This window comes from Thioclava marina (genome assembly GCF_002020135.1).
Taxonomy (GTDB): domain Bacteria; phylum Pseudomonadota; class Alphaproteobacteria; order Rhodobacterales; family Rhodobacteraceae; genus Thioclava; species Thioclava marina.
Genome location: NZ_MPZS01000003.1, coordinates 481,575 through 500,928 on the forward strand (window position 1 = coordinate 481,575; position 19,354 = coordinate 500,928).

Genomic DNA, 19,354 nt, shown 5'->3' on the forward strand with positions numbered 1-19,354 from the left:
GCAGCCGGACGCCAAACGCCGTTTCGGAGCCACGCTGCAACGGACATTCTGATATCGCGCGCCATTTCATCTAGGCAATTTCCACGATGGGTCTAAGCTCTCCATGACCGAAAGGAATATGCCGATGACTCCGCTACCGCTTTCGCGCGCCTTCACCTTGATCGAACCCGGGCCGGTGGTTCTGGTGACGACCCATGACGGGACGAGGGCCAACATCATGACCATTACCTGGACAATGGTCCGTGGCTTCGACGCCAGTTTCGCGCTCACGACCGGACCTTGGAACCACTCCTGGCATGCATTGTGCGAGGCCCGTGAATGCGTCCTCGCCATTCCCACCGCCGACATGATCGATACGGTCGTCGGCATCGGGATGTGTTCGGGCGCTGATACCGACAAGTTCGAGCGTTTCGATCTGACGCCCTTGCGCGCGCACCATGTCGGGGCGCCGCTGATCGGCGAGTGCCTCGCCAATATCGAATGTCGCGTCGAGGAGATCGTCGAACGGCTCGACCTTGTCTTGCTCAAGGGCGTCGCCGCCCATATCGACCCCGATCGGGAGGATAAACGCCTGCTTCATGCGGTCGGTGACGGGACCTTCACCGCGGATGGAGAGCGCTTCGACCGAAGCGAGGCCATGCGCGCCAAGCTCCCCGCCGGTCTGTAGGCGAAGGAGAGCCGAAGCCCTCTTTCGACCCGCTCCCGGCTTGCGCGCGCCCCAATTCGGACGTTCATCGGCAGGACATTGCTGCCTTTGATCCTGCCCGATCATATGGCCGGTTCTGTGGTGCTATTCGGACAGTATCTGCGTTGACAGGCAAACCTGCGCGAACTCCCCGTGGAGATGCGCCAGAGCCGAGCGATGAATTTCCTCCGCAGACAGCGTTGGCCCATCATCAAAGCTGACATCGGCATTGGAGGTGAAAGCCGCGCACGCATCCGCGACGAGGCGCACCTTGTAGCCCAGATTGGCGGCCATTCGGGCCGTGGTGGACACGCAATGCGGCGTCGTCAGACCGCAGATTGTCAGGGCATTTGCGCCAAGCTCCTTGAGATGGTCGTTCAAATGGGTCCCTATGAAAGCCGAATTGACACTTTTCTCGATGATGGTTTCGCCGGGCAAAGGCTGCACTTGCGCCTTGAACTCGGTTCCCGATCCGCTGAGCGGTGAGCCAGGCGTCGTGCTGACATGTCGGACGTGAATGATTGGCGAACCTGAATCGCGCCATTTCTGAAGCAGGTCACGCGCGCGGTCTTCTGCTTGAGGATTGTTGCGTTCGCCCCAGACGGGATCTTCAAATCCGGCCTGAATGTCGATGAGAATCAATGCGCTCACTTTAAACCCTTCAGTGAGAAACGATCCACGCGAAGAGCTAACGCCTATGGGAAAGCTGACCCGTGGGCAACTCGCGGCACTCGCCACTCGCCTATGGGCTCGATCCGGCATCTCCCTGCACCCGCTTGCAATGCTGCCAAACCTGGGCGCCAGCGTCGGGTTGGCGTTGCGGCTGCATGTCATCGGCAATGGGGGCCTCTATCGAGATCGCGTACTGTCCGGTCTTTCGCGCGGGGCCGAGAAAGGCCAAGGGATGGCGGCGCGCATTCATCGCCTCGATAATGGCGGTATTACTCAGCATCTTCGGCAGGCGCACGGACGACCGCCGGATGGCGCGCGAAGGGCTTTTTCTGCACCGTCTTGATCCTCTCTCCAGTGCCCTCAGGTTTCGAGTCATCAACCCACGAGAGGGCGAAGCCGATCCCCTAGCCGCGAGGGGCGCGCTCTGCGGCATCACTACGCAAGGCCGTGCGGTTGCGTGGCCTGCGGAAAGGCTTACCATCGGCGCGGGACGACCGAAGGCCCGCGATGCAGGATACCGATTCCGAGACAGCTTATGCCGAAACCGCCGCGGCGGTGCTTACGCGTCTATCCGTCCCGTTCCCGAACGGGCTGGCCGCGCAGGAGGCCGCCGCGCGCCTCGAGCTCCACGGCCCGAACGCTTTGCGCCGTCAGAAGCCCCGAAGCGCGCTGCGCATCCTTGTGCACCAGTTTCAGGGCGTGATTGTCGCTCTGCTCGTTCTGGCGACGGTGTTCTCTCTCGTCATCAACGATATCGTCGAGGCGCTGGCGATCCTCGTCGTGCTGCTCCTGAATGGCGCGATCGGGTTTTTCACCGAGCTGCGCGCGACCCGCTCGATGGAGGCATTGTTCAGCATCGCGGAGGTCCGCACCCGCGTGCGCCGCGACGGGATGCTGATCGAAATCGACGCGCGCGATGTCGTGCCGGGCGATCTTGTCGTGCTCGAAGCGGGCGACGTGGTGACCGCCGATCTGCGGCTCGTCGAGGCCTCGGGGCTCTATTGCGACGAATCCGTTCTCACCGGCGAATCCCTTTCGGTGCTCAAGGGCACCGACCCGCTGCCATCCGACGCGGTGCTGGGGGACCGCACCAACATGGGGTTCAAGGGCGCCGCCGTCACGCGCGGGGCAGGGACGGGCGTGGTGGTTCGGACCGGCATGGAGACCGAGATCGGCAGGGTCAGCCAGCTCGCGATGGAGGCCAGCACGGAGCCCACACCGCTCGAGCGACAATTGACGCGGCTCGGCCAGCGATTGGTCTGGCTGACGATTGTCCTTGCGGCCGCGATTATCGTCACAGGGCTGGCCCAGGGTCACCCGCTCACGGGGATGATCCAGACCGGGGTCGCCCTTGCCGTTGCCGCGATCCCCGAAGGCATCCCCGTCGTGGCCACGCTCTCGCTCGCGCGGGGGATGTGGCGCATGGTGCAGCGCAATGCGTTGATCAGCCGTCTTTCCTCGGTCGAGACGCTCGGGGCGACCACGCTGATCCTGACGGACAAGACCGGGACTCTGACCGAAAACCGGATGAGCGTGGTGCAACTGCTGCTCGATGGGGAAAGCGTGGATCTGGGCGGGACGGTCTCCGGTATCGAGCAAGACCGTCTTCGTTTGGCGTTGAAGATCGGCATGCTGTGCAACAATGCCGAACTGGGCGGAAGCGATGATCGCCGGATCGGCGACCCGACCGAACTTGCGTTGCTGAGTGCCGCGCGGGAGGCGGGGCTCTCACTGGACGGCGCCGAGCCGCGCCTTGTCCAGCATGCTTTCGAGACCGATAGCCTGATGATGGCGACCGTCCATGCGCTGCCCGACGGCGGCGTGCTCTATGCGGTGAAGGGCGCTCCGGAGGCGGTGATCGCGTCTTGCTCCGAGGTGCTGGGGGCAGACGGCCCGCGACCTTTGAGCGCCGGAGAAAAAGAGAGCTGGATCGCGCGCAATGCGTCTGCCGCAGGTAAAGGACTGCGTGGGATCGGGCTTGCGATGAAGCGGTCGGACGGGACGCAGGACGCGCCCTATGAACGACTGACGCTTGTCGCGATCGCCTGTCTTGCAGATCCGTTGCGCAAGGACGTGCCGCCCGCGATCGCGGCCTGCCAGAGCGCGGGAATCCGGGTGATCATGCTGACCGGCGATCATGCCGAGACCGCCGCGCGCATCGCGAAAGATGCCGGGATCAGCGAGGATGGCGTGGTGGCGATCGAAGGACGCGAACTCGCAGGGATCGATCTGGAAGACGCCGGGGAAGAAACGCTCGACCGGCTCCGCAAGGCGAGCGTCTTCGCCCGCGTTGCTCCTGCGACGAAACTGGCGCTCGTCAGTTTCTACCAACGCGAGGGCGAGACCGTCGCGATGACGGGGGACGGGGTGAACGACGCGCCGGCGCTGAAGAAAGCCGATATCGGCATCGCGATGGGCCAGCGCGGCACGCAAGTGGCGCGCGAGGCGGCGCATATGGTCCTCAAGGACGACGATTTCGCGACCATCGTCGAGGCGGTGCGGCAGGGCAGGGTGATCTTCGGCAATATCCGCAAGTTCGTCGTTTACCTTATGTCGTGCAACCTCTCGGAGATCCTCGTGGTCGGGATCGCCGTGGGAGCGGGTCTTCCCGCGCCGCTCCTGCCGTTGCAGATCCTGTTTCTCAATCTCGTCACGGATGTCTTCCCCGCGCTTGCGCTCGGGATGGGGCGGGGCGACGGGCATGAGATGCGCCGCCCGCCGCGCGATCGCGCCGAGCCGATCCTCGCGCGTCGGGAATGGGGGCGCATCGTCGCGCTTGGGGCCATCGTGACCCTCGCGACGATGCTGGCATTCGGGGGGGCGCTCTACGGATTGCGGCTCGAACCCGGTGCCGCCGTCACCGTGGCCTTCGTGACCCTCGCCCTGGGCCAGCTGTGGAATGTGTTCAACATGCGCGAAGCCGACACCCACGCGCTGCGCAATGACGTGACGCGCAATCGCTATGTCTGGGGGGCGCTCGGGCTGTGTCTCGTGCTGATCGCCGGAGCGCTTTGGCTGCCGGGGCTTTCGGACGTGCTTCAGTTGCCCTCTCCGGGTGCCGCGGGGTTGCTGCTTGCCGGGGCGATGAGCCTTCTCCCGCCGCTGCTGGGATTTCTCGTCGTGCGCGGGGTGAGTCGCGGGTAAATTCCGCCCTCCGCGTTGAGCCGCATCAATGCAGTGCCGCTTTCCATGGACTAAGCAAGGCCATGGCTTCCCCTGAAATGGGCGGTCAGTCGACTGGCATCACCTTGGGAGGAGGCGTGATGACTTGGGCGATTATCCAGAAGTCGGCCGCCGAACGCGCAGCGGCGACGCTGACCGATGAGGTCCGCGAGGCTTTTACCTGGGAGACCGCACGAGCGATGCTCGACGGCTTTCCCGATGGCGCGCTGAACATCGCTCACGAGGCGGTGGATCGGCATGTCGCCTCGGGCCACGGTGCTGATGAGGCGATCTTGTGGCTTGGCAAGGACGGCGAGCGGGAAAGCCTGAGCTATGGCGATCTCGCCACCCGGACCGCGCGCTTTGCCAATGTTCTGAAAAGCCACGGGCTGCAAGCCGGCGATCGGGTTTTCGGTCTCGCGGGGCGGGTGCCCGATCTCTACGTCGCGGCACTGGGCACGCTGAAGGCCGGGATGATCTTCTCGCCGCTCTTTTCCGCCTTCGGGCCCGAGCCGTTGCGCACCCGGCTCGAGATCGGCGAGGCCGATGCGCTGATCACCACCGCGTCGATCTATCGCCGCAAGATCGCGGCTTGGCGCGACGAGATCCCCTCGCTGAAGCTGGTGCTGATCATCGGGGACGAGGCGCCCGAGGATTGCGTCGCGCTCGGCCCTGCGATGGCGGCGGCCTCCGAGCGGTTCGAGACGGTTCGCACCCGGCCCGAAGACCCTGCGCTGTTCCATTTCACCTCCGGCACCACGGGGCGCCCGAAAGGCGCGGTCCATGTGCATGATGCGGTGGTGATGCACGCTGCCGCTGGCCGCTATGCGCTCGAACTGACGCCGGGCACGCGCTATTGGTGCAGTGCCGATCCGGGCTGGGTGACGGGCACCTCTTTCGGGATCATCTCGCCCTTGGTGAACCGGGTACGGATGGTCATCGACGAGGCGGATTTCGACCTCGAACGCTGGTACGGCCTTCTCGAGCGCGAGAAGATCGAGGTCTGGTACACGGCGCCGACCGCGATCCGCATGATGATGCGCGCAGGCAAGGAGGCTGCCGCGTCCCACGATTTCTCGCAGCTGCGCTTCATGGCCTCGGTCGGCGAGCCGCTGAACCCCGAAGCCGTGGTCTGGGGCAACGAGGTCTTCGGGCGGCCCTTCCACGACAACTGGTGGCAGACCGAGACCGGCGGGATCATGATCGCCAACACCCGCGCGATGGATGTGCATCCCGGCTCGATGGGAAGGCCCTTGCCGGGGATCGAGGCGGGCATCGTCGCGCGTGTCGATGATGGGCTGCGTGAATGCCCGCCCGGCGAGATCGGCGAGCTGGCGCTGCGTCCGGGCTGGCCCTCGATGATGCGCGCCTATCTGCATGAAGAAGCGCGCTACAAGAAGTGCTTCGTCGATGGGTGGTATCTCTCGGGCGATCTCGCGATGCGCGACCGTGAAGGGTATTTCTGGTTCGTCGGGCGCGCCGACGATCTGATCAAGTCCTCGGGCCACCTCATCGGTCCCTTCGAGGTCGAAAGCGCGCTGATCGAGCACCCGGCGGTGGCCGAGGCTGCCGTGATCGGGTTGCCCGACGAGACCGCGGGCGAGGTGGTGAAAGCTTACGTCGCGCTCAATCCTGGCTTCGAGCCCTCCGAAGATCTCGAACGCGACATCCGCGGGCTTGCGCGCAAGAAGCTTGGCGCGGCGGTCGCTCCGCGCGAGGTGGTGTTCCGAAAGACCCTGCCCAAGACCCGCTCGGGCAAGATCATGCGCCGGCTATTGAAGGCGCGCGAGCTGGGCCTGCCGGAGGGTGATATTTCGACGCTGGAGAGTGACGAGACATGAGTGCCGACAAACCGCATCTGACCCACGATCACATCCGCGAGTTGCTCACGGCGATGATCCGCATCCGTCATTTCGAGGATAAATGCGCCGAGCTCTACACGCAGGAAAAGATCCGTGGCTTCCTGCATCTTTATGACGGCGAGGAGGCGGTGGCCTCGGGCGTGATCCCGCGCCTTGGCCCCGATGACCGCATCGTCGCCACCTATCGCGAGCATGGCCATGCGCTGGTGCGCGGCGTGCCGATGGAGCGCGTGATGGCCGAGATGTATGGCAAGGCCACGGGCGCTTCGGGCGGGCGGGGCGGCTCGATGCATATCTTCGACGCCGAGCGCAATTTCTATGGCGGCAACGCGATCGTGGGCGGCGGGCTGCCGCTGGCGGTGGGGCTTGCGCTGCGCGACCGGATGATGGGCGCGCCGAATGTCACCGCCTGTTTCTTCGGTGAGGGCGCGGTGGCCGAGGGCGAGTTCCACGAGTCGATGAACCTCGCGCAGCTCTGGTCGCTGCCGGTCCTGTTTGTGTGCGAGAACAATGGTTATGCGATGGGCTCGGCCCTGGCGCGCACCGAGTCCGAGACCGATATTCGGCGCAAGGCGGCCGCCTATGGCACGGTGACCGAGCAGGTGGACGGGATGGATGTGGTCGCGGTCGAGGCGGCCACGCGCCGCGCGCTCGCCGCGATCCGCGAGACCGGCAAACCCTATTTCCTCGAATGCCTGACCTATCGTTTTCGCGCGCATTCGATGTTCGACGCCCAGCTCTACCGCGACAAGGAAGAGGTGGCCGAGTGGCGCGAGAAGGGGCCGATCGTGCGGTTCCAGTCCTGGCTTTATGAGACCGGGCTGATGCATCCCGAAGAGGTCGCGCAGATCGAGGCAGGCGTCGAGGATGAGATCGCCGCCGCTGTCGCCTATGCCGAGGCGAGCGAATGGGAACCTCTCGAGACGCTCACCCGCCACGTCATGGCCGAGGACCGCCCCGCGCCGCCCGCGCCGCCCGAACAGGGCGCCGAGACCGCAGAGATGACCTATCGCGAGGCGGTCAAACAGGCCATCCGCGACGCGATGATCCGCGACGAACGGGTCTTCCTGATGGGCGAGGATGTGGGGGCTTACGGCGGCTGCTACGCGGTCTCGAAAGGGCTGATGGACGAATTCGGCGAGGATCGTATCCGCGATACGCCGCTCTCCGAGTCGGGCTTCACCGGGGCCGGGATCGGTGCAGCCGCGGCGGGGATGCGGCCCATCGTCGAGGTGATGACGGTGAACTTCTCGCTGCTCGCGCTCGATCAGATCATGAACACCGCCGCCACGATCCGGCATATGTCGGGCGGGCAGTTCGGCGCGCCCGTGGTGATCCGTCTCGCGACCGGCGCGGGCAAGCAACTGGCCGCGCAGCATTCCCATTCGCTCGAAGGGTGGTATGCGCATATTCCCGGTCTGCGGGTGCTTGCGCCCGCCACGCTCGAGGACGCGCGCGGGATGCTCTGGACCGCGATCGAGGATCCCGACCCGGTGCTGATCTTCGAGAATGTCATGCTCTACAACATGACCGGGCAGATCGCCGCGAATGCGGGGCCGGTGGATATCGACAAGGCCGCGATCCGCAGGCCGGGCACCGACATCACGCTGATCACCTATGGCGGGTCGCTGTTCAAGACGCTGGAGGCGGCGGAGGAACTGGCGGGGCAGGGGATCGAGGCTGAGGTGATCGACCTGCGCTCTCTGCGCCCGCTCGATGATGCGACGATCATGGCCTCGCTTGCGCGCACGCGCCGCGCGGTGATCGTGGACGAGGGCTGGCGGTCGGGCTCGCTGTCTGCCGAGATCGCGGCCCGGATCGGTGAGCAAGCCTTCTGGCATCTCGATGCGCCGGTGGGGCGGGTGTGTTCGGTCGAGGTGCCGATCCCTTATCCCAAGCATCTCGAGGATGCCTCCGTGCCGCAGGTGCCAGCGATCGTCGCCGCCGCCAAGGCGGCGCTCGGGAAAGGGTGAGGCGCGATGGCGGTCTTCAAGATGCCCTCGCTCGGCGCGGATATGGAGGCGGGAACGCTGGTCGAATGGCTGGTGAAACCCGGAGACCCGGTTCAGCACGGCGATATCGTCGCCGTGGTCGAGACCCAGAAAGGCGCGATCGAGATCGAGATTTTCGAGGATGGCGTAGTCGAAAAACTGGTGGCCGAACTCGGGCAGAGCCTGCCCGTGGGCGCGCCGCTCGCGATTATCCGTGCGCCGGGAGAGACGCGGGAAGAACCTTCGGACGTCGCGGCGCCAGTTGCGCCGCAGGCCGGTGCGGAAGCGATTTCACCCGTTGCAAAGCCGGTGCCCCCAGTCGTTCCAACCGCCGCCGCGCCGACAGGGATCCCCGCATCTCCTGCCGCGAAGAGGCGCGCTGCGGAACTGGGGATCGCACTGGAAAGCCTCACCGGCAGCGGCCCGGGCGGCGCGATCGTTCTGGCGGATGTCGAGGCGGTCGCGCGCGCTGCGCAACCGAGCCCGAAGCCCGAGCGCGGCGCCTATCTCGCCGAGATGCGCAAGGCGATCGCCGCCGCGATGGCCCGGTCCAAACGCGAAATACCGCATTATTACGTCACCCACACGGTCGATCTCACCGCTGCGACCGACTGGCTGAGCGCCACCAATGCGGACCGCCCTCCGGAGGAACGGCTCCTGATGGGCGCGCTCCTCATGAAGGCCGTGGCGCTGGCGGCGCGCGAGGAAAAGGCAGTGAACGGCCATTATGGGGCGGATGGGTTCATACCCTCTGCGGCAATCCATCTCGGCCTCGCCATCGCGCTTCGGGGTGGTGGCCTCGTCGCTCCCGCGATCCTCGACGCCGACCAGAAGAGCCTGCGTGAGCTGATGGAGGCGATGCGCGATCTCACCATGCGCGCCCGTGCCGGGAGGCTCAAGAGCTCGGAGATGAGCATGGCGACGCTCACCTTCTCCGCGCTTGGCGAAAGCGGGGTCGAGGCGATGGCGGGGATCATCGTGCCGCCGCAGGTCGCCATCGTCACCGCAGGTGCACCGGGTGCCCAGCCGCTGGTGCGCGACGGACAGGTGATCGCCGCGCAGGCCGTGACGCTAACGCTTGCGGCGGACCACCGCGTGAGCGACGGGCGACTGGGCTCGAAATTCCTGACCGCGCTCGACGCGAAGCTGCAAACACCGGAGGAGTTATGACCGAAGACGAAATCCGTCGCGCCTATATCGAGGAGCTCGTGCGTGTCGCCCCCGATCTCGATCCCGCCGAGATCGCGGGTTCGGACCATCTTCAGGACGATCTCGAGCTCGACTCGATGGATGTCCTGAACCTGGTGATTGCACTCAGCAAACGTTTCGGTGTCGCGATTGCCGAAGCGGACTATCCCCAGATCGCCACCCCCGACCTTGCCGCGGCATTCCTCGCGAAGCGGGTTTGAAGGGGGGAAGGCTCAGTTCCGACATCCGGCGTCTGTTGGGGGCCATGTAGGGCTGGCGCTGGCCAGGCGGGCTGTCGCGACAGGCGCGCCCATAGGAATTCAGAGAGTCGCCGAACGGCCCCGCGATGACACTTCGTCCGATGCCGTTCCGAAGATCGAGCTGTGTTCGCACCCTGCAGCGATCAGCCTGCCGCGGCAGCGGCAATGCGCCGATATCCCGCCTGACCGTGGTAGAACCCGTTGGAGAACGAAATCCCGTCGCAAATCTGGCGCAGCATGCTCTCCGCCTCGGTCAAGCTGCGGGTGCCATCCAGAACGTCGCGGAACGCCGTGGCCACCGCCACCATATCCACGGCCTGTGGCATCAGCCGCAAATGGGTGACGCCGTCCGCGATCATCTGTCCGGCTTCGGGCAAGAGGTCGAGGTAGCTTTCCGACTGGGTCTGGATGCCGTTCACGCGAAGGATCGGGCGGTCATCGGTGGTGCGCAAGGGCATGCCGTCCGCATCCTCTTCGCAGACGAACTGGCAGTTGTCCTTGGTCCGGCCATGGGCGCGCGCATGATAGCATCGTGCGGACACCGCAAGCGAAGCACGGCCAAACACCTGCACCTCCACCCCCAGCCCAAGCTCGCGTGCCGCCGCAGCGGCCGCAGCAATCGCCGGGGCAGGCATTTCGGTCGGCAGGCAGACATGCGTCGCGCCCCGGCCCGCCATCCAGGCGATGGTCGCCTCATTATAGGCGTTCATGAACGGGCCGATGCGGTGCGGGCGCTTGCCTCGTGCAAACAGGCCCGCTGCGTTGTTGATCTCGATCTCCGGCGCTTCCATGGCGGCCAGATCGGCTGTGGCCTTGCGTTCGCGCTTCAACATCACCTCGGCCAGCGAAGACAGGATCACCGTCTTGCCACCGCGTTCCAGCCGTTCGATCGTGGCAGGCAGATCGGCCTCGTGAAACGGCGCGCGCTTCGAGCAGATGACCTCGCCCAGATAGACCTCGTCAATCGGCGCCTCGTCGGCGATACGAGCGTAGAAGTCGCGCCGCGTCTGGTTGGACCAGTGATAGGCGATGGGTCCAAGGGTCAGTTTCGTCATATCGTTTACCGCCATTTCTTTGTCTCGAACGCGCCCTGGGTCTGTTTCTGGCCCTCGGTCAGGGCGACCAGATCGGCGATATTCGCCTCTCGACCCGCGCGGATGTCATCAACGGCCTGCCGGAAGGCCGACACCACACCTCGGACATAACTCTTCGAGCGCTGGCGTCCCTCGATCTTGAAGGCGTGAACGCCGGCGTCGATCAGGTCGGGAAGCAGCCGGGAAAGGTTCAGGCTGATCGGCTCCTCGAAGGCATAATATGGCTCGGAGCGGTGCGGCGCCGTGTAGCGCCCCTTGCAGATTGTCGGGTAGCCTGCCTTTTCGTCGGCCCCGAAGCAGTCGATGGTGAAACCCGCGAGTTGCGAGGACATCGAGCCATCCGCGTGGCGCTTGTATTCGACGTCCGATGCCGGAGAGCACACCCCGTCCATGTTGGTCGATTGTCCGGTGAGGTAGTTTGTCAGGCTGCACCGCCCTTCGACCATCAGCCCGTGATTGCCGAAGATGAAGGTCTCGATCTCACAGGGGATTTCCTTGCGGATTTCGCGGATCTCGGGGATCGTCAGGATGCGCGGCAGCACGACGCGCTTCACGTCGAAATTCTCGCAATAATACCGGATCGCCTCGGGACTGGAGGCGGCGGCCTGAACTGACAGGTGCAGACGGACACCGGGATGGGTGCGCGCGATGTAGTCGGCCACGCCCATATCCGCGACGATGAAGGCATCGACCCCAAGCCGCGCGCCTGTATCGGCGGCCTCTCGCCACAGATCGACCTTGCCCGCAGGCGGGTAGGTGTTCAAAGCCAGCAAAACCTTGGTGCCCTTCTCATGCGCGTAGGCGACCGAAGCGGCCAGTTCGTCCGGAGTGAAATTCAGCCCCGGAAAGTTGCGTGCGTTGGTGGCATCCTGAAAGCCGCAATACACCGCATCGGCGCCGGCATCGACGGCGGTGCGCAGGGCGGCAGGCGTGCCGGCCGGGCAGATCAGTTCGGCGAGGCTCATGGGACGAGAGGTCCTTTCTTCACGTTGGATAGGCGCGGCGTAGTCTTGCCAGAATGGCGCGGCCAGCAGGGCCGAACATCTCGGCGGTTTCCTCGGCGATGGACCCATCGACATCGTCGAGTGCATTGCGAAGCCGCACGACGGCTTCGGTGTCGCCCGTGACCTCCAGATCGCGGGAGAAGAACGCGGCATCTCCATCCTCTTCGGAGTCGACCAACTCCAGAAGCAGCATGAACTTCCCTCGAATTGTGGCTCCCGCTTCGGGCGCCGCATTACGCGGGACGGCCCGGAACACCAGCGCTTGCGGATCTGGTCGCAGGTGAAGGGCAAAGGGCAATTCCACCGGATCGATCACGAAGTCGGTCCCCTGATGTGGACCGAGCCGCGAGAAAAGAGACGGGTGCTGTTTGGCGACACGCTTGACCACCCGGGTCAGGACGGGTTGCACGATCACGCAAGAGAGGCGAGCGAGCACGGACGTGCCCGGGTCGGCGGCGCGGGGGAGTGTATCGTCGCCCGTACTCATGGCTGGGGCTTTCGGGTTGCGCGCGCAGGCGATCCGAGCCGGGACGGCCGGGCGAAAATGACGGAAGGGAGTGAGTGGATCATCGTCTTGCCGTTTCTTGTCCGAGCGAGTGCATGGCTGCCTCGATCCGTGAAAAGAGCCCCTCGTTTTCGAAGCGCTGCGTTCGTCGAGATCTTCCGCGAGCGGCTGTCATGGCGTGGCTTCCGAGATTGCGGATTCTCTCGGTAATTGGTATTTGAATTACGCATTACACCCGCTCAATGCGCATTGTAAATACCAAACCACGGAGCTGCCTTTGCGTCTCACCTCCTTCACCGACTTCGGACTGCGCGTCCTCATGCGGATGGCCGGCACCCCTGATCGACCGTTCACCGCCGCGGAGCTGGCGGAAGAGTTCCGTATTTCACGCAATCATCTGGCAAAGGTGATCTCGTCGCTGTCGGCTGCAGGCTATCTCGAAACGCGGCGCGGCGGCGGCGGCGGTGCGGTGCTCGCGCGGCGGCCCGAGGAGATCCTTCTGGGCGACGTCGTTGCCTATCTCGAGGCAGATCAGGCGCTGGTCGAGTGTTTCCTGCCCGGTGGCGCCGCCTGCACATTGACGCCGCACTGTCGCCTCAAGGCGCGCCTCGCCGCTGCCGAGGCTGCCTTCATCGCTGATCTCAACCGCAGTTCGCTTGCGGATTGCATCTATCCCCCCGTCAAGGTCTGACGGTCCGCCGACGCTCGTCGGTGCAGATACAGACGAGGGTGAGGATCGCGCCGACCGTTTCGAGGAAAGCCTGTCCGAGCGCAGCGGCATGTCAGATCGGGCGTGCAAGGCGTGGTACGTGCGGCGCGGTGACGAAGGTCAGCGCGGTCGTGCCGACGCTCGAGACGATTGCTCCCGAGATATCGGCTCGGCCCTCATGGCGCTCGCCTGTGCCGATGACGCGCCCGGTCGCAAAGCAGAGGGTGAGGCCGACGGAAACGTTTGTCACCGACCCAAGACGCCAGTTCAGGAGACCCGCGAAGATACCACCAGCACGGGCCCGACACGTGCGCCTGCACCGGCGACCAGCGAAGATCACACCAAGGCGCGCGAAACTCCTTCACCTTCCCGGAAGGTTGCGGAAAGACCCGCAAACTCCGCAGGTGAGCGGATCGTCGCGCCGTTCCCTTGCGCCGCTCGCGCGCCGTTCGAGGATATCGCACAGCCGTGCGGCCATCAGCATCGCCCCCCGAAGCTGAGCCGATAGGCGTTGCGAACCTCGGATAGCGCCACCGGGCCAAACGCCAACGTCCGCGCACCCTCCGGCTGACCTGTGAAAATGATCGACAGGTCCAGGACGATCATCAGAGAGCCGGTGAGGGGGGCGGCGGGGAAGACATTGTCAGAAGCGTGGGGGCAGGTCTCCATGGCGCCGCAGTTCAATGCGCCGCTCCGATACAAGCGGTGCGAGGCCGCTCTGAAAAGAACAAGAAAAAAGGTATGAAGCTACCCTGCCGAGGGGCGGTTACGCTTGCGGAAGAGCCTGATCCGATGACTGGTCCGGATTGGGGAATAATGCTCGAAAGGCTCTCGGTCGGATTTTCACAGATCACGCGGGGACCAGAACGAGAGAGGACGCACGTGACCGTCGGCCCCGGGACATTGCAAAGCGCACTCGGTAACGTGGTCCGGCGTCTCGAAGAGCGTCTCTACGCGCCGCTGCTGCCATGCGTGACCGGCAATGCAGCGCTTGCCGATGACGGCGCGTGATTTGCCCAAGGCCTATAGAAGGGCAAGAATTCGGTGCGGATCAGTCTGGGGCTAAGGAAGTGCGTGGCGGCACCCTTGGCTGTTTCAAAACCCATGGTAGTCCGCAGACGCCGCGCGGCCGTCCCTGGTAAATAGGGTTCGCATCATTTGCGTTTGACGCCCGCCGAAGACGGCTGCGGCCTCAATCCTCGCGCATCGAGCGGTGCACCTGATCGGCGACCGGCTTGAGCAGGTAGGAGATCGCGGTGCGTTCGCCGGTCTGGAAAAAGACCTCGACCGGCATGCCTGGCATCAGCTTGCGGCCATCGGGCAGCTGCGCCGCTTCGGTCATCGCGACTGTGCAGAGGTAGTAGCTTGCGCCGGATTCGTCCTTGGTGGCCGAGGCGGCCACGACGCGCACCATCCCCGCGACTTCGGGGGTCGTGCGCTGGTTGAAGGCGGAGAAGCGCAGGCGGACCGCCTGACCGGGCATGACCTGATCGATGTCGGTGATCGGCAGGCGCGCCTCGACCATCAGCTCGCCATCGGGCACGATCGCCATCACGCGCTCGCCCGGCGCGATCACGCCGTTGACGGTATGCACGCCCAGCTCGTTGATCACGCCCGCGATCGGAGCGCGGATCTCGGTGCGCGAGAGCCGGTCGCGCGCGGCCACGGCGCGTTCGTGCAGCTCGGCCAGTTGCGCGTCGATGTCGCGCAGTTCCTTTTGCGCCGCGGTGCGGGCTTGATGGTCAAGCTCGAGAATGCGCAGGTTGGACTCGCTGATCTGGCCCTTCACGCGGGCGATATTCGCTTCGATCTCGCCCGCCACCCCGTCAAGCCGCGCCATGTCGCGCTCGACCTCGGTGATCGCGCCCTGTTCGGTCAGGCCTTTCTTCAACAGTTTGGACAGGCGGGTGTGATCCTCGCCGCGCAGCTTGCGCTCGATGCCGTTCGAATGGCTCTGAGCTTCCAGCGCGCGGATTTCATCATCGAACTGGTCGATCTGGGACAGCAGCTGATCGCGCCGCAGGGCCTGCATCGAGCGGTCATGGAGCAGCAGCCGACGCTCGCCCTCGGCGATCGCAGCGGTCTCGGGGCTGGCGCCGAAGCCAGCGGGAAAAACGATATCCTCAGTGCTGTCGCGCACCGCGATCAGCCGCGCCTTGCGGCCGGCGAGCTCGCGGATCTGGGTCTCCACGATGCCGAGTTCGGATTTCAGCTGCGTATCGTCGAGACGCAGTACCACATCGCCCGCCTGAACCCGATCACCATTGTCGACGCGGATCTCGTGAATCACCCCGCCATCGGGATGCTGGACCACCTTGAGCTGGGATTTCACCGCGACCTGTCCATGCGCGATTACCGCGCCGGAGAGTTTCGCCTGCGCCGCCCAGCCGCCGCCGACGAGGATCAGAGCCCCGAGGAATGCGGTCGCGAAAAGGATCCGGGCGCGGATCGAGAAGAGTTGCGTCTCTGCGGTATCAACCTTGGTCATCGATTTATCCCCCCACAGGATGTCGGTTCAGGTGTTAAGCGCTGTCTTCGGTGTCGAAGACGAAGCAGGTTTCGTCGAGCTCGTGATGGCCATCGAGTTCGATTTCGAAGTCGAAATCGTCCTCGTCATCCTCGTCGAGGCTGAACTTGGCTTTCACGATGGTGAATTCCTGCGCGTCCTCCTCGTCGAATTCGAAGGCGATGAAGACCCCGCCACGGGCTTCTGCGACCTCGCCGGCGCGGCCCGCGAAGAACATGCGCAAATCGCCATAGCCTTCGCCTGCGGGGTCGATCTCCGAGAAGTCGATCCGGTCGCCGGGTTCGAAATCGGTGATCCGGTCATGGCCCTGGCCGTTGTTCTGGACCGCGGCGACGGTGTTGAAGACGAAAAGATCCTCTCCCGCGCCGCCGGTGAAGGCGTTACAGCTGTCGCTCGCCACGATCACGTCGTCACCCGTCCCGGCCATGACGTTCTCGATGTTCGAGATCGTGGCCTGCGCCCCGCCGATCGACAGCGTGCCTGCCATAAGATCGACGCGCGCACCTTCAGCGATCCGGCTCAGATCGAGCGTGTCGCAATCGGCGCCGCCATCGTAGCTGTCGCCGTCGCATTCTTCGGCAGCGGCGAGCACGATCCGGTCCGCACCATCGTCGCCCGAGACGGTGTCCGCCCCTTCGCCGCCGTCAAGCAAGTCATCCCCGTCTCCGCCGCGAAGCAGATCGGCCCCGGTGCCGCCAAAGAGGCTGTCCGCCCCGGCGCCGCCGTCGAGATAGTCATTGCCCGCCTCGCCATGCAGCGCGTCATCGCCCGCGCCGCCAAAGACGAGATCGTCGCCCTCGCCGGCAAAGACGATATCATTGCCGGTTCCGCCATAGATCACATCGGCTCCGAGGCCGCCGATCAGCACGTCATCGCCCGCGCCGCCGTCGAGCACGTCATCGCCTTCGCGCCCGTAGAGAATGTCGCGGCCCTCGAGGCCCCGGATCGCATCGCGGTCCGGCGTGCCGACAAGGAGATCATCCTCCGGCGTGCCCGCGATATCGTGGAAATTGGGTGGCAGGATTTCCACCATTGCGGTCTGTTCGACAGCATATTCGCCATCCGTGACGAGATAGGTGATCTGCGCCTCGCCCTCGAAGCCCTGATCGGGCTTGAAGAGCCACGCGCCCTCGGCGTGGGCGATCAGTTCGCCACCCTCCGCGCGCATCGACAGGATCGAGAGCGGGTCGCCGTCGGGATCGGTGACCCCGGTCAGCAGAACGGCAGCGAGAATGAAGAAGCTCTCGTCGCGCCAGCCAGGCGACAGGCGCAGCGGCGATTTCGCTTCGGGGGCGCGGTTGCCTTGGGTGTCGGGCGCATTCGGACCCTCCGGCGCAGACGGAGTGGAGACATTTCCTTCGGGTCCTCTTTGCGACTTGCGGGCCGCATCGCTGCGCGACGAGGTGAAGACCGGCAATTTCGGAAGGTCAAATTCCGCCAACTCGATGGAATCGGGAAAGAACAGCGTATCCTCGCCTGCCTCGATCGCGGGTGCGCGCTTGGCATGCCAGCGCTGAGGCGACAGTGCGAAGGGCGCAGGCTTGACACCGGGAAAGAGGATCACGTTGTCGGGCAGGGCCTCATACACATCTTCCTCGCCCTCGGCATCCCGGGTGGGAGGCATTTCAGGAATGTGATGGTAGACCGCGCTCTCGCCTGGACTGGCCGGGGCGTCGGGCTCATGGGGTGGGGTCCCGGAATGAGCCTCGACGCCCTCGGCCTTCGCGCCCTCGGGCACGAACAGTTTGCTTGCAACCACTCCCCAGGCAAGTGCAAGCAAGCCAATCGCGGCGCGACCCGTCCAGACGCGCCGGTCTTCGCCCGTGCGATATTTCTGGTGCGGAGCGGTGGCCGCTTCGTCGTCCGGAATGCCGAGTTCGAGAGAGTCGCGGTCCATGGTTCACCCCACCGCCTGTTCGCGCGTATCAAGCACCGGGGCAGGGGTGGCGCGCGCTTTGGATTTGGCTTTCGGCAACGGCTTCGTCTCCACGGAGCGATTCACGATTTCGTCCTTGGGACCGAACGCCACGAGCCTGCCGCCCTGCACGAAGCCCACCAGGTTCACCGCCTCGAGCGCTTTCGGGCGATGCGCGATCACCACCACGATCCCGCCACGGGCGCGCACCGAGGCGATGGCCTTGCTCAGCGCCGCTTCACCCTCGGCGTCGAGGTTGGAATTGGGTTCGTCGAGCACCACGAGGAACGGATTGCCGAACAGCGCGCGGGCGAGACCCACCCGCTGGCGCTGGCCGGCCGAGAGGGATTTGCCGAAGGGGCCAAGCTGCGTCTGGTAGCCATCGGGCAGGTGGATGATCGTCTGATGCGCCCCCGCCGCTTTCGCCGCCGCGACGATGTCTTCATGAGTTGCGTCCGGGGCGAAGCGCGCGATGTTCTGGGCAACGGTGCCCTCCATCAACGAGACCTCTTGCGGCAGGTATCCGATATGCCTGCCCAGATGATCGGGGTGCCATTGGTCGAGCGCCGCTCCGTCGAAGCGCACATGCCCGCGCAGAAGCGGCCAGACCCCGACGAGCCCCTTGGCCAGCGTGGTCTTGCCCGAGCCGCTCGGCCCGATCAGGCCAAGTCCGTCGCCCGCCGTCAGATCGAAGCTCACATCGCCCAGCAGGACGGCGCCAGAGCCCGGTGCGACGACCGTCATCCCCTCGACCGAGAAGTTCTCGACCGGGGCGGGCAGTTCGACCATCTCGCCATCGTCCTCGATGGTCGCCAGCGTGTCGCGCAGCCGCATGTGGCTGCGCCGCGCGGCGACAAAGCCTTTCCAGTTGCCGATCGCCATCTCGACCGGCGCGAGCGCGCGCGAGGCGGCAACCGAACAGGCGATGATCGCGCCAGGCGAGAGCTCTCCCACGATCGTGAGATAGGCGCCAAGGCCCAGAAGCGCCGATTGCAGCATCATCCGGGTGACCTTCGACAGCCCGCTGAGCGTGCCGGTGATGTCGCTGGTGCGGGCGTGCAGGCGCAGGTGCTCGGCATTGGCGGTGTCGAACCGTTCGACCGCGCGGCGCCCGAAGCCCATCGCATGCAGCACATCGGCATTGCGCGTGTTGGTGTCGGCGATCATCGCACGGGTGACGGAGGCCTTTTGCAGATCGCGTCCCGAGCGGCGCGACAGGATCTCGGTGATGACCGTCAGCGTGATCAGCACGCAGGCGCCGCCGATGGTCATCAGGCCCAGAAGCGGGTGCAGAATATAAACGAAACCGAGAAAGAGCGGCATCCAGGGCAGGTCCAGAAGCGCGATTGCGCCCGCGCCCGAGACGAAGCTGCGGATCGTGTCGACGTCGCGGCCACGCTCGAGCGCCTCGGAGGTGGAATAGCCAAAGCGCGGCATTTCGATCGCGACGCGATGGGCGAGGGGGGCCAGACGGTTGTCGATCCGTGCGCCGACCCGCACGAGGATCTGGTTGCGCAGCACGTCGAACAAGCCCTGGAACAGGTAGAGCGCGATCGCCAGAACCGAGAGCGCCAGCAGCGTCGGAACCGACCCGCTGGTCAGCGCCCGGTCGTAGATCTGAAGCATGTAGAACGAGCCTGTCAGGGCCAGAAGGCTGATGACGAAGGACAGGCCCAGAAGAAAGGCGATCAGCCCGCGATATCGGCCGAGGCGCTCGGAGACCACCTCTTCGCTGGCCTGGAAACGGCGACGCTTGTTGCTCATGTGATCCTCCCACCAA

The 19,354-nt window shown here is 65.1% G+C and carries 16 protein-coding genes; 8 read left to right on the forward strand and 8 right to left on the reverse strand.

Going from position 1 to position 19,354, the window contains the following annotated elements; all coding sequences use genetic code 11:
* Positions 1–124: 124 nt before the first annotated feature.
* Positions 125–667 carry a flavin reductase family protein gene (locus BMG00_RS16515; RefSeq protein WP_078575124.1) on the forward strand — a complete coding sequence of 181 codons (543 nt, stop codon included), beginning with the start codon at positions 125–127 and terminating at the stop codon, positions 665–667.
* A 123-nt stretch (positions 668–790) separates the two neighbouring features.
* Here the strand turns inward: BMG00_RS16515 and BMG00_RS16520 are convergent, their stop codons facing one another.
* Positions 791–1,336, reverse strand: a complete 546-nt coding sequence (locus BMG00_RS16520) for a cysteine hydrolase family protein (RefSeq protein ID WP_245795070.1) — start codon at positions 1,334–1,336, stop codon at positions 791–793.
* 528 nt (positions 1,337–1,864) lie between these two features.
* Here BMG00_RS16520 and BMG00_RS16530 point away from each other — a divergent pair.
* The 5 genes from BMG00_RS16530 to BMG00_RS16550 all read left to right on the forward strand — a co-directional run bounded on the left by BMG00_RS16530 (position 1,865) and on the right by BMG00_RS16550 (position 9,781).
* Positions 1,865–4,501, forward strand: coding sequence for a cation-translocating P-type ATPase (locus BMG00_RS16530; protein ID WP_078575128.1), 2,637 nt, complete (start codon positions 1,865–1,867; stop codon positions 4,499–4,501).
* A gap of 119 nt (positions 4,502–4,620) precedes the next feature.
* Positions 4,621–6,360 carry an acetate--CoA ligase gene (acsA, locus tag BMG00_RS16535; protein WP_078530322.1) on the forward strand — a complete coding sequence of 580 codons (1,740 nt, stop codon included), beginning with the start codon at positions 4,621–4,623 and terminating at the stop codon, positions 6,358–6,360.
* Entirely contained in the window at positions 6,357–8,354 is a 1,998-nt protein-coding gene (pdhA, locus tag BMG00_RS16540) for a pyruvate dehydrogenase (acetyl-transferring) E1 component subunit alpha (protein ID WP_078575130.1), read from the forward strand. Before acsA ends, pdhA begins: the two co-directional genes overlap by 4 nt.
* Positions 8,355–8,360: 6 nt before the next feature.
* Positions 8,361–9,542, forward strand: coding sequence for a dihydrolipoamide acetyltransferase family protein (locus BMG00_RS16545; RefSeq protein WP_078575134.1), 1,182 nt, complete (start codon positions 8,361–8,363; stop codon positions 9,540–9,542).
* A complete protein-coding gene (locus tag BMG00_RS16550; RefSeq protein WP_078575136.1) occupies positions 9,539–9,781 on the forward strand; it encodes an acyl carrier protein in 243 nt (80 codons plus the stop codon). The genes BMG00_RS16545 and BMG00_RS16550 overlap by 4 nt, the downstream gene beginning before the upstream one ends.
* A 182-nt stretch (positions 9,782–9,963) precedes the next feature.
* Here the strand turns inward: BMG00_RS16550 and ubiV are convergent, their stop codons facing one another.
* From ubiV to ubiT, 3 genes are read right to left on the reverse strand one after another with little or no spacing between them, the layout of a single operon-like run.
* Positions 9,964–10,875 carry a ubiquinone anaerobic biosynthesis protein UbiV gene (ubiV, locus tag BMG00_RS16555; RefSeq protein ID WP_245795071.1) on the reverse strand — a complete coding sequence of 304 codons (912 nt, stop codon included), beginning with the start codon at positions 10,873–10,875 and terminating at the stop codon, positions 9,964–9,966.
* A 5-nt stretch (positions 10,876–10,880) separates the two neighbouring features.
* Positions 10,881–11,879, reverse strand: a complete 999-nt coding sequence (gene ubiU, locus BMG00_RS16560) for a ubiquinone anaerobic biosynthesis protein UbiU (protein ID WP_078575138.1) — start codon at positions 11,877–11,879, stop codon at positions 10,881–10,883.
* 19 nt (positions 11,880–11,898) lie between these two features.
* Positions 11,899–12,405, reverse strand: coding sequence for a ubiquinone anaerobic biosynthesis accessory factor UbiT (gene ubiT / locus BMG00_RS16565; RefSeq protein ID WP_078575140.1), 507 nt, complete (start codon positions 12,403–12,405; stop codon positions 11,899–11,901).
* A gap of 295 nt (positions 12,406–12,700) precedes the next feature.
* Between ubiT and BMG00_RS16570 the strand changes: the two genes are divergently transcribed.
* Positions 12,701–13,114, forward strand: a complete 414-nt coding sequence (locus BMG00_RS16570; protein ID WP_078530329.1) for an RrF2 family transcriptional regulator — start codon at positions 12,701–12,703, stop codon at positions 13,112–13,114.
* 91 nt (positions 13,115–13,205) lie between these two features.
* On the opposite strand, the gene BMG00_RS17680 is transcribed toward BMG00_RS16570, so the two are convergent.
* Positions 13,206–13,382, reverse strand: a complete 177-nt coding sequence (locus tag BMG00_RS17680) for a hypothetical protein (RefSeq protein WP_158521757.1) — start codon at positions 13,380–13,382, stop codon at positions 13,206–13,208.
* 632 nt (positions 13,383–14,014) lie between these two features.
* Between BMG00_RS17680 and BMG00_RS17895 the strand changes: the two genes are divergently transcribed.
* Positions 14,015–14,143 carry a hypothetical protein gene (locus tag BMG00_RS17895; protein WP_281251075.1) on the forward strand — a complete coding sequence of 43 codons (129 nt, stop codon included), beginning with the start codon at positions 14,015–14,017 and terminating at the stop codon, positions 14,141–14,143.
* A 181-nt stretch (positions 14,144–14,324) separates the two neighbouring features.
* On the opposite strand, the gene BMG00_RS16580 is transcribed toward BMG00_RS17895, so the two are convergent.
* From BMG00_RS16580 to BMG00_RS16590, 3 genes are read right to left on the reverse strand one after another with little or no spacing between them, the layout of a single operon-like run.
* Positions 14,325–15,620, reverse strand: a complete 1,296-nt coding sequence (locus BMG00_RS16580; protein WP_078575143.1) for an HlyD family type I secretion periplasmic adaptor subunit — start codon at positions 15,618–15,620, stop codon at positions 14,325–14,327.
* A 34-nt stretch (positions 15,621–15,654) separates the two neighbouring features.
* On the reverse strand, positions 15,655–17,556 hold the full coding sequence (locus BMG00_RS16585; protein WP_078575144.1) for a cadherin-like domain-containing protein: 1,902 nt from the start codon (positions 17,554–17,556) through the stop codon (positions 15,655–15,657).
* Between the two features lie 3 nt (positions 17,557–17,559).
* Positions 17,560–19,338, reverse strand: coding sequence for a type I secretion system permease/ATPase (locus BMG00_RS16590; protein ID WP_078575145.1), 1,779 nt, complete (start codon positions 19,336–19,338; stop codon positions 17,560–17,562).
* Positions 19,339–19,354 lie beyond the last annotated feature (16 nt).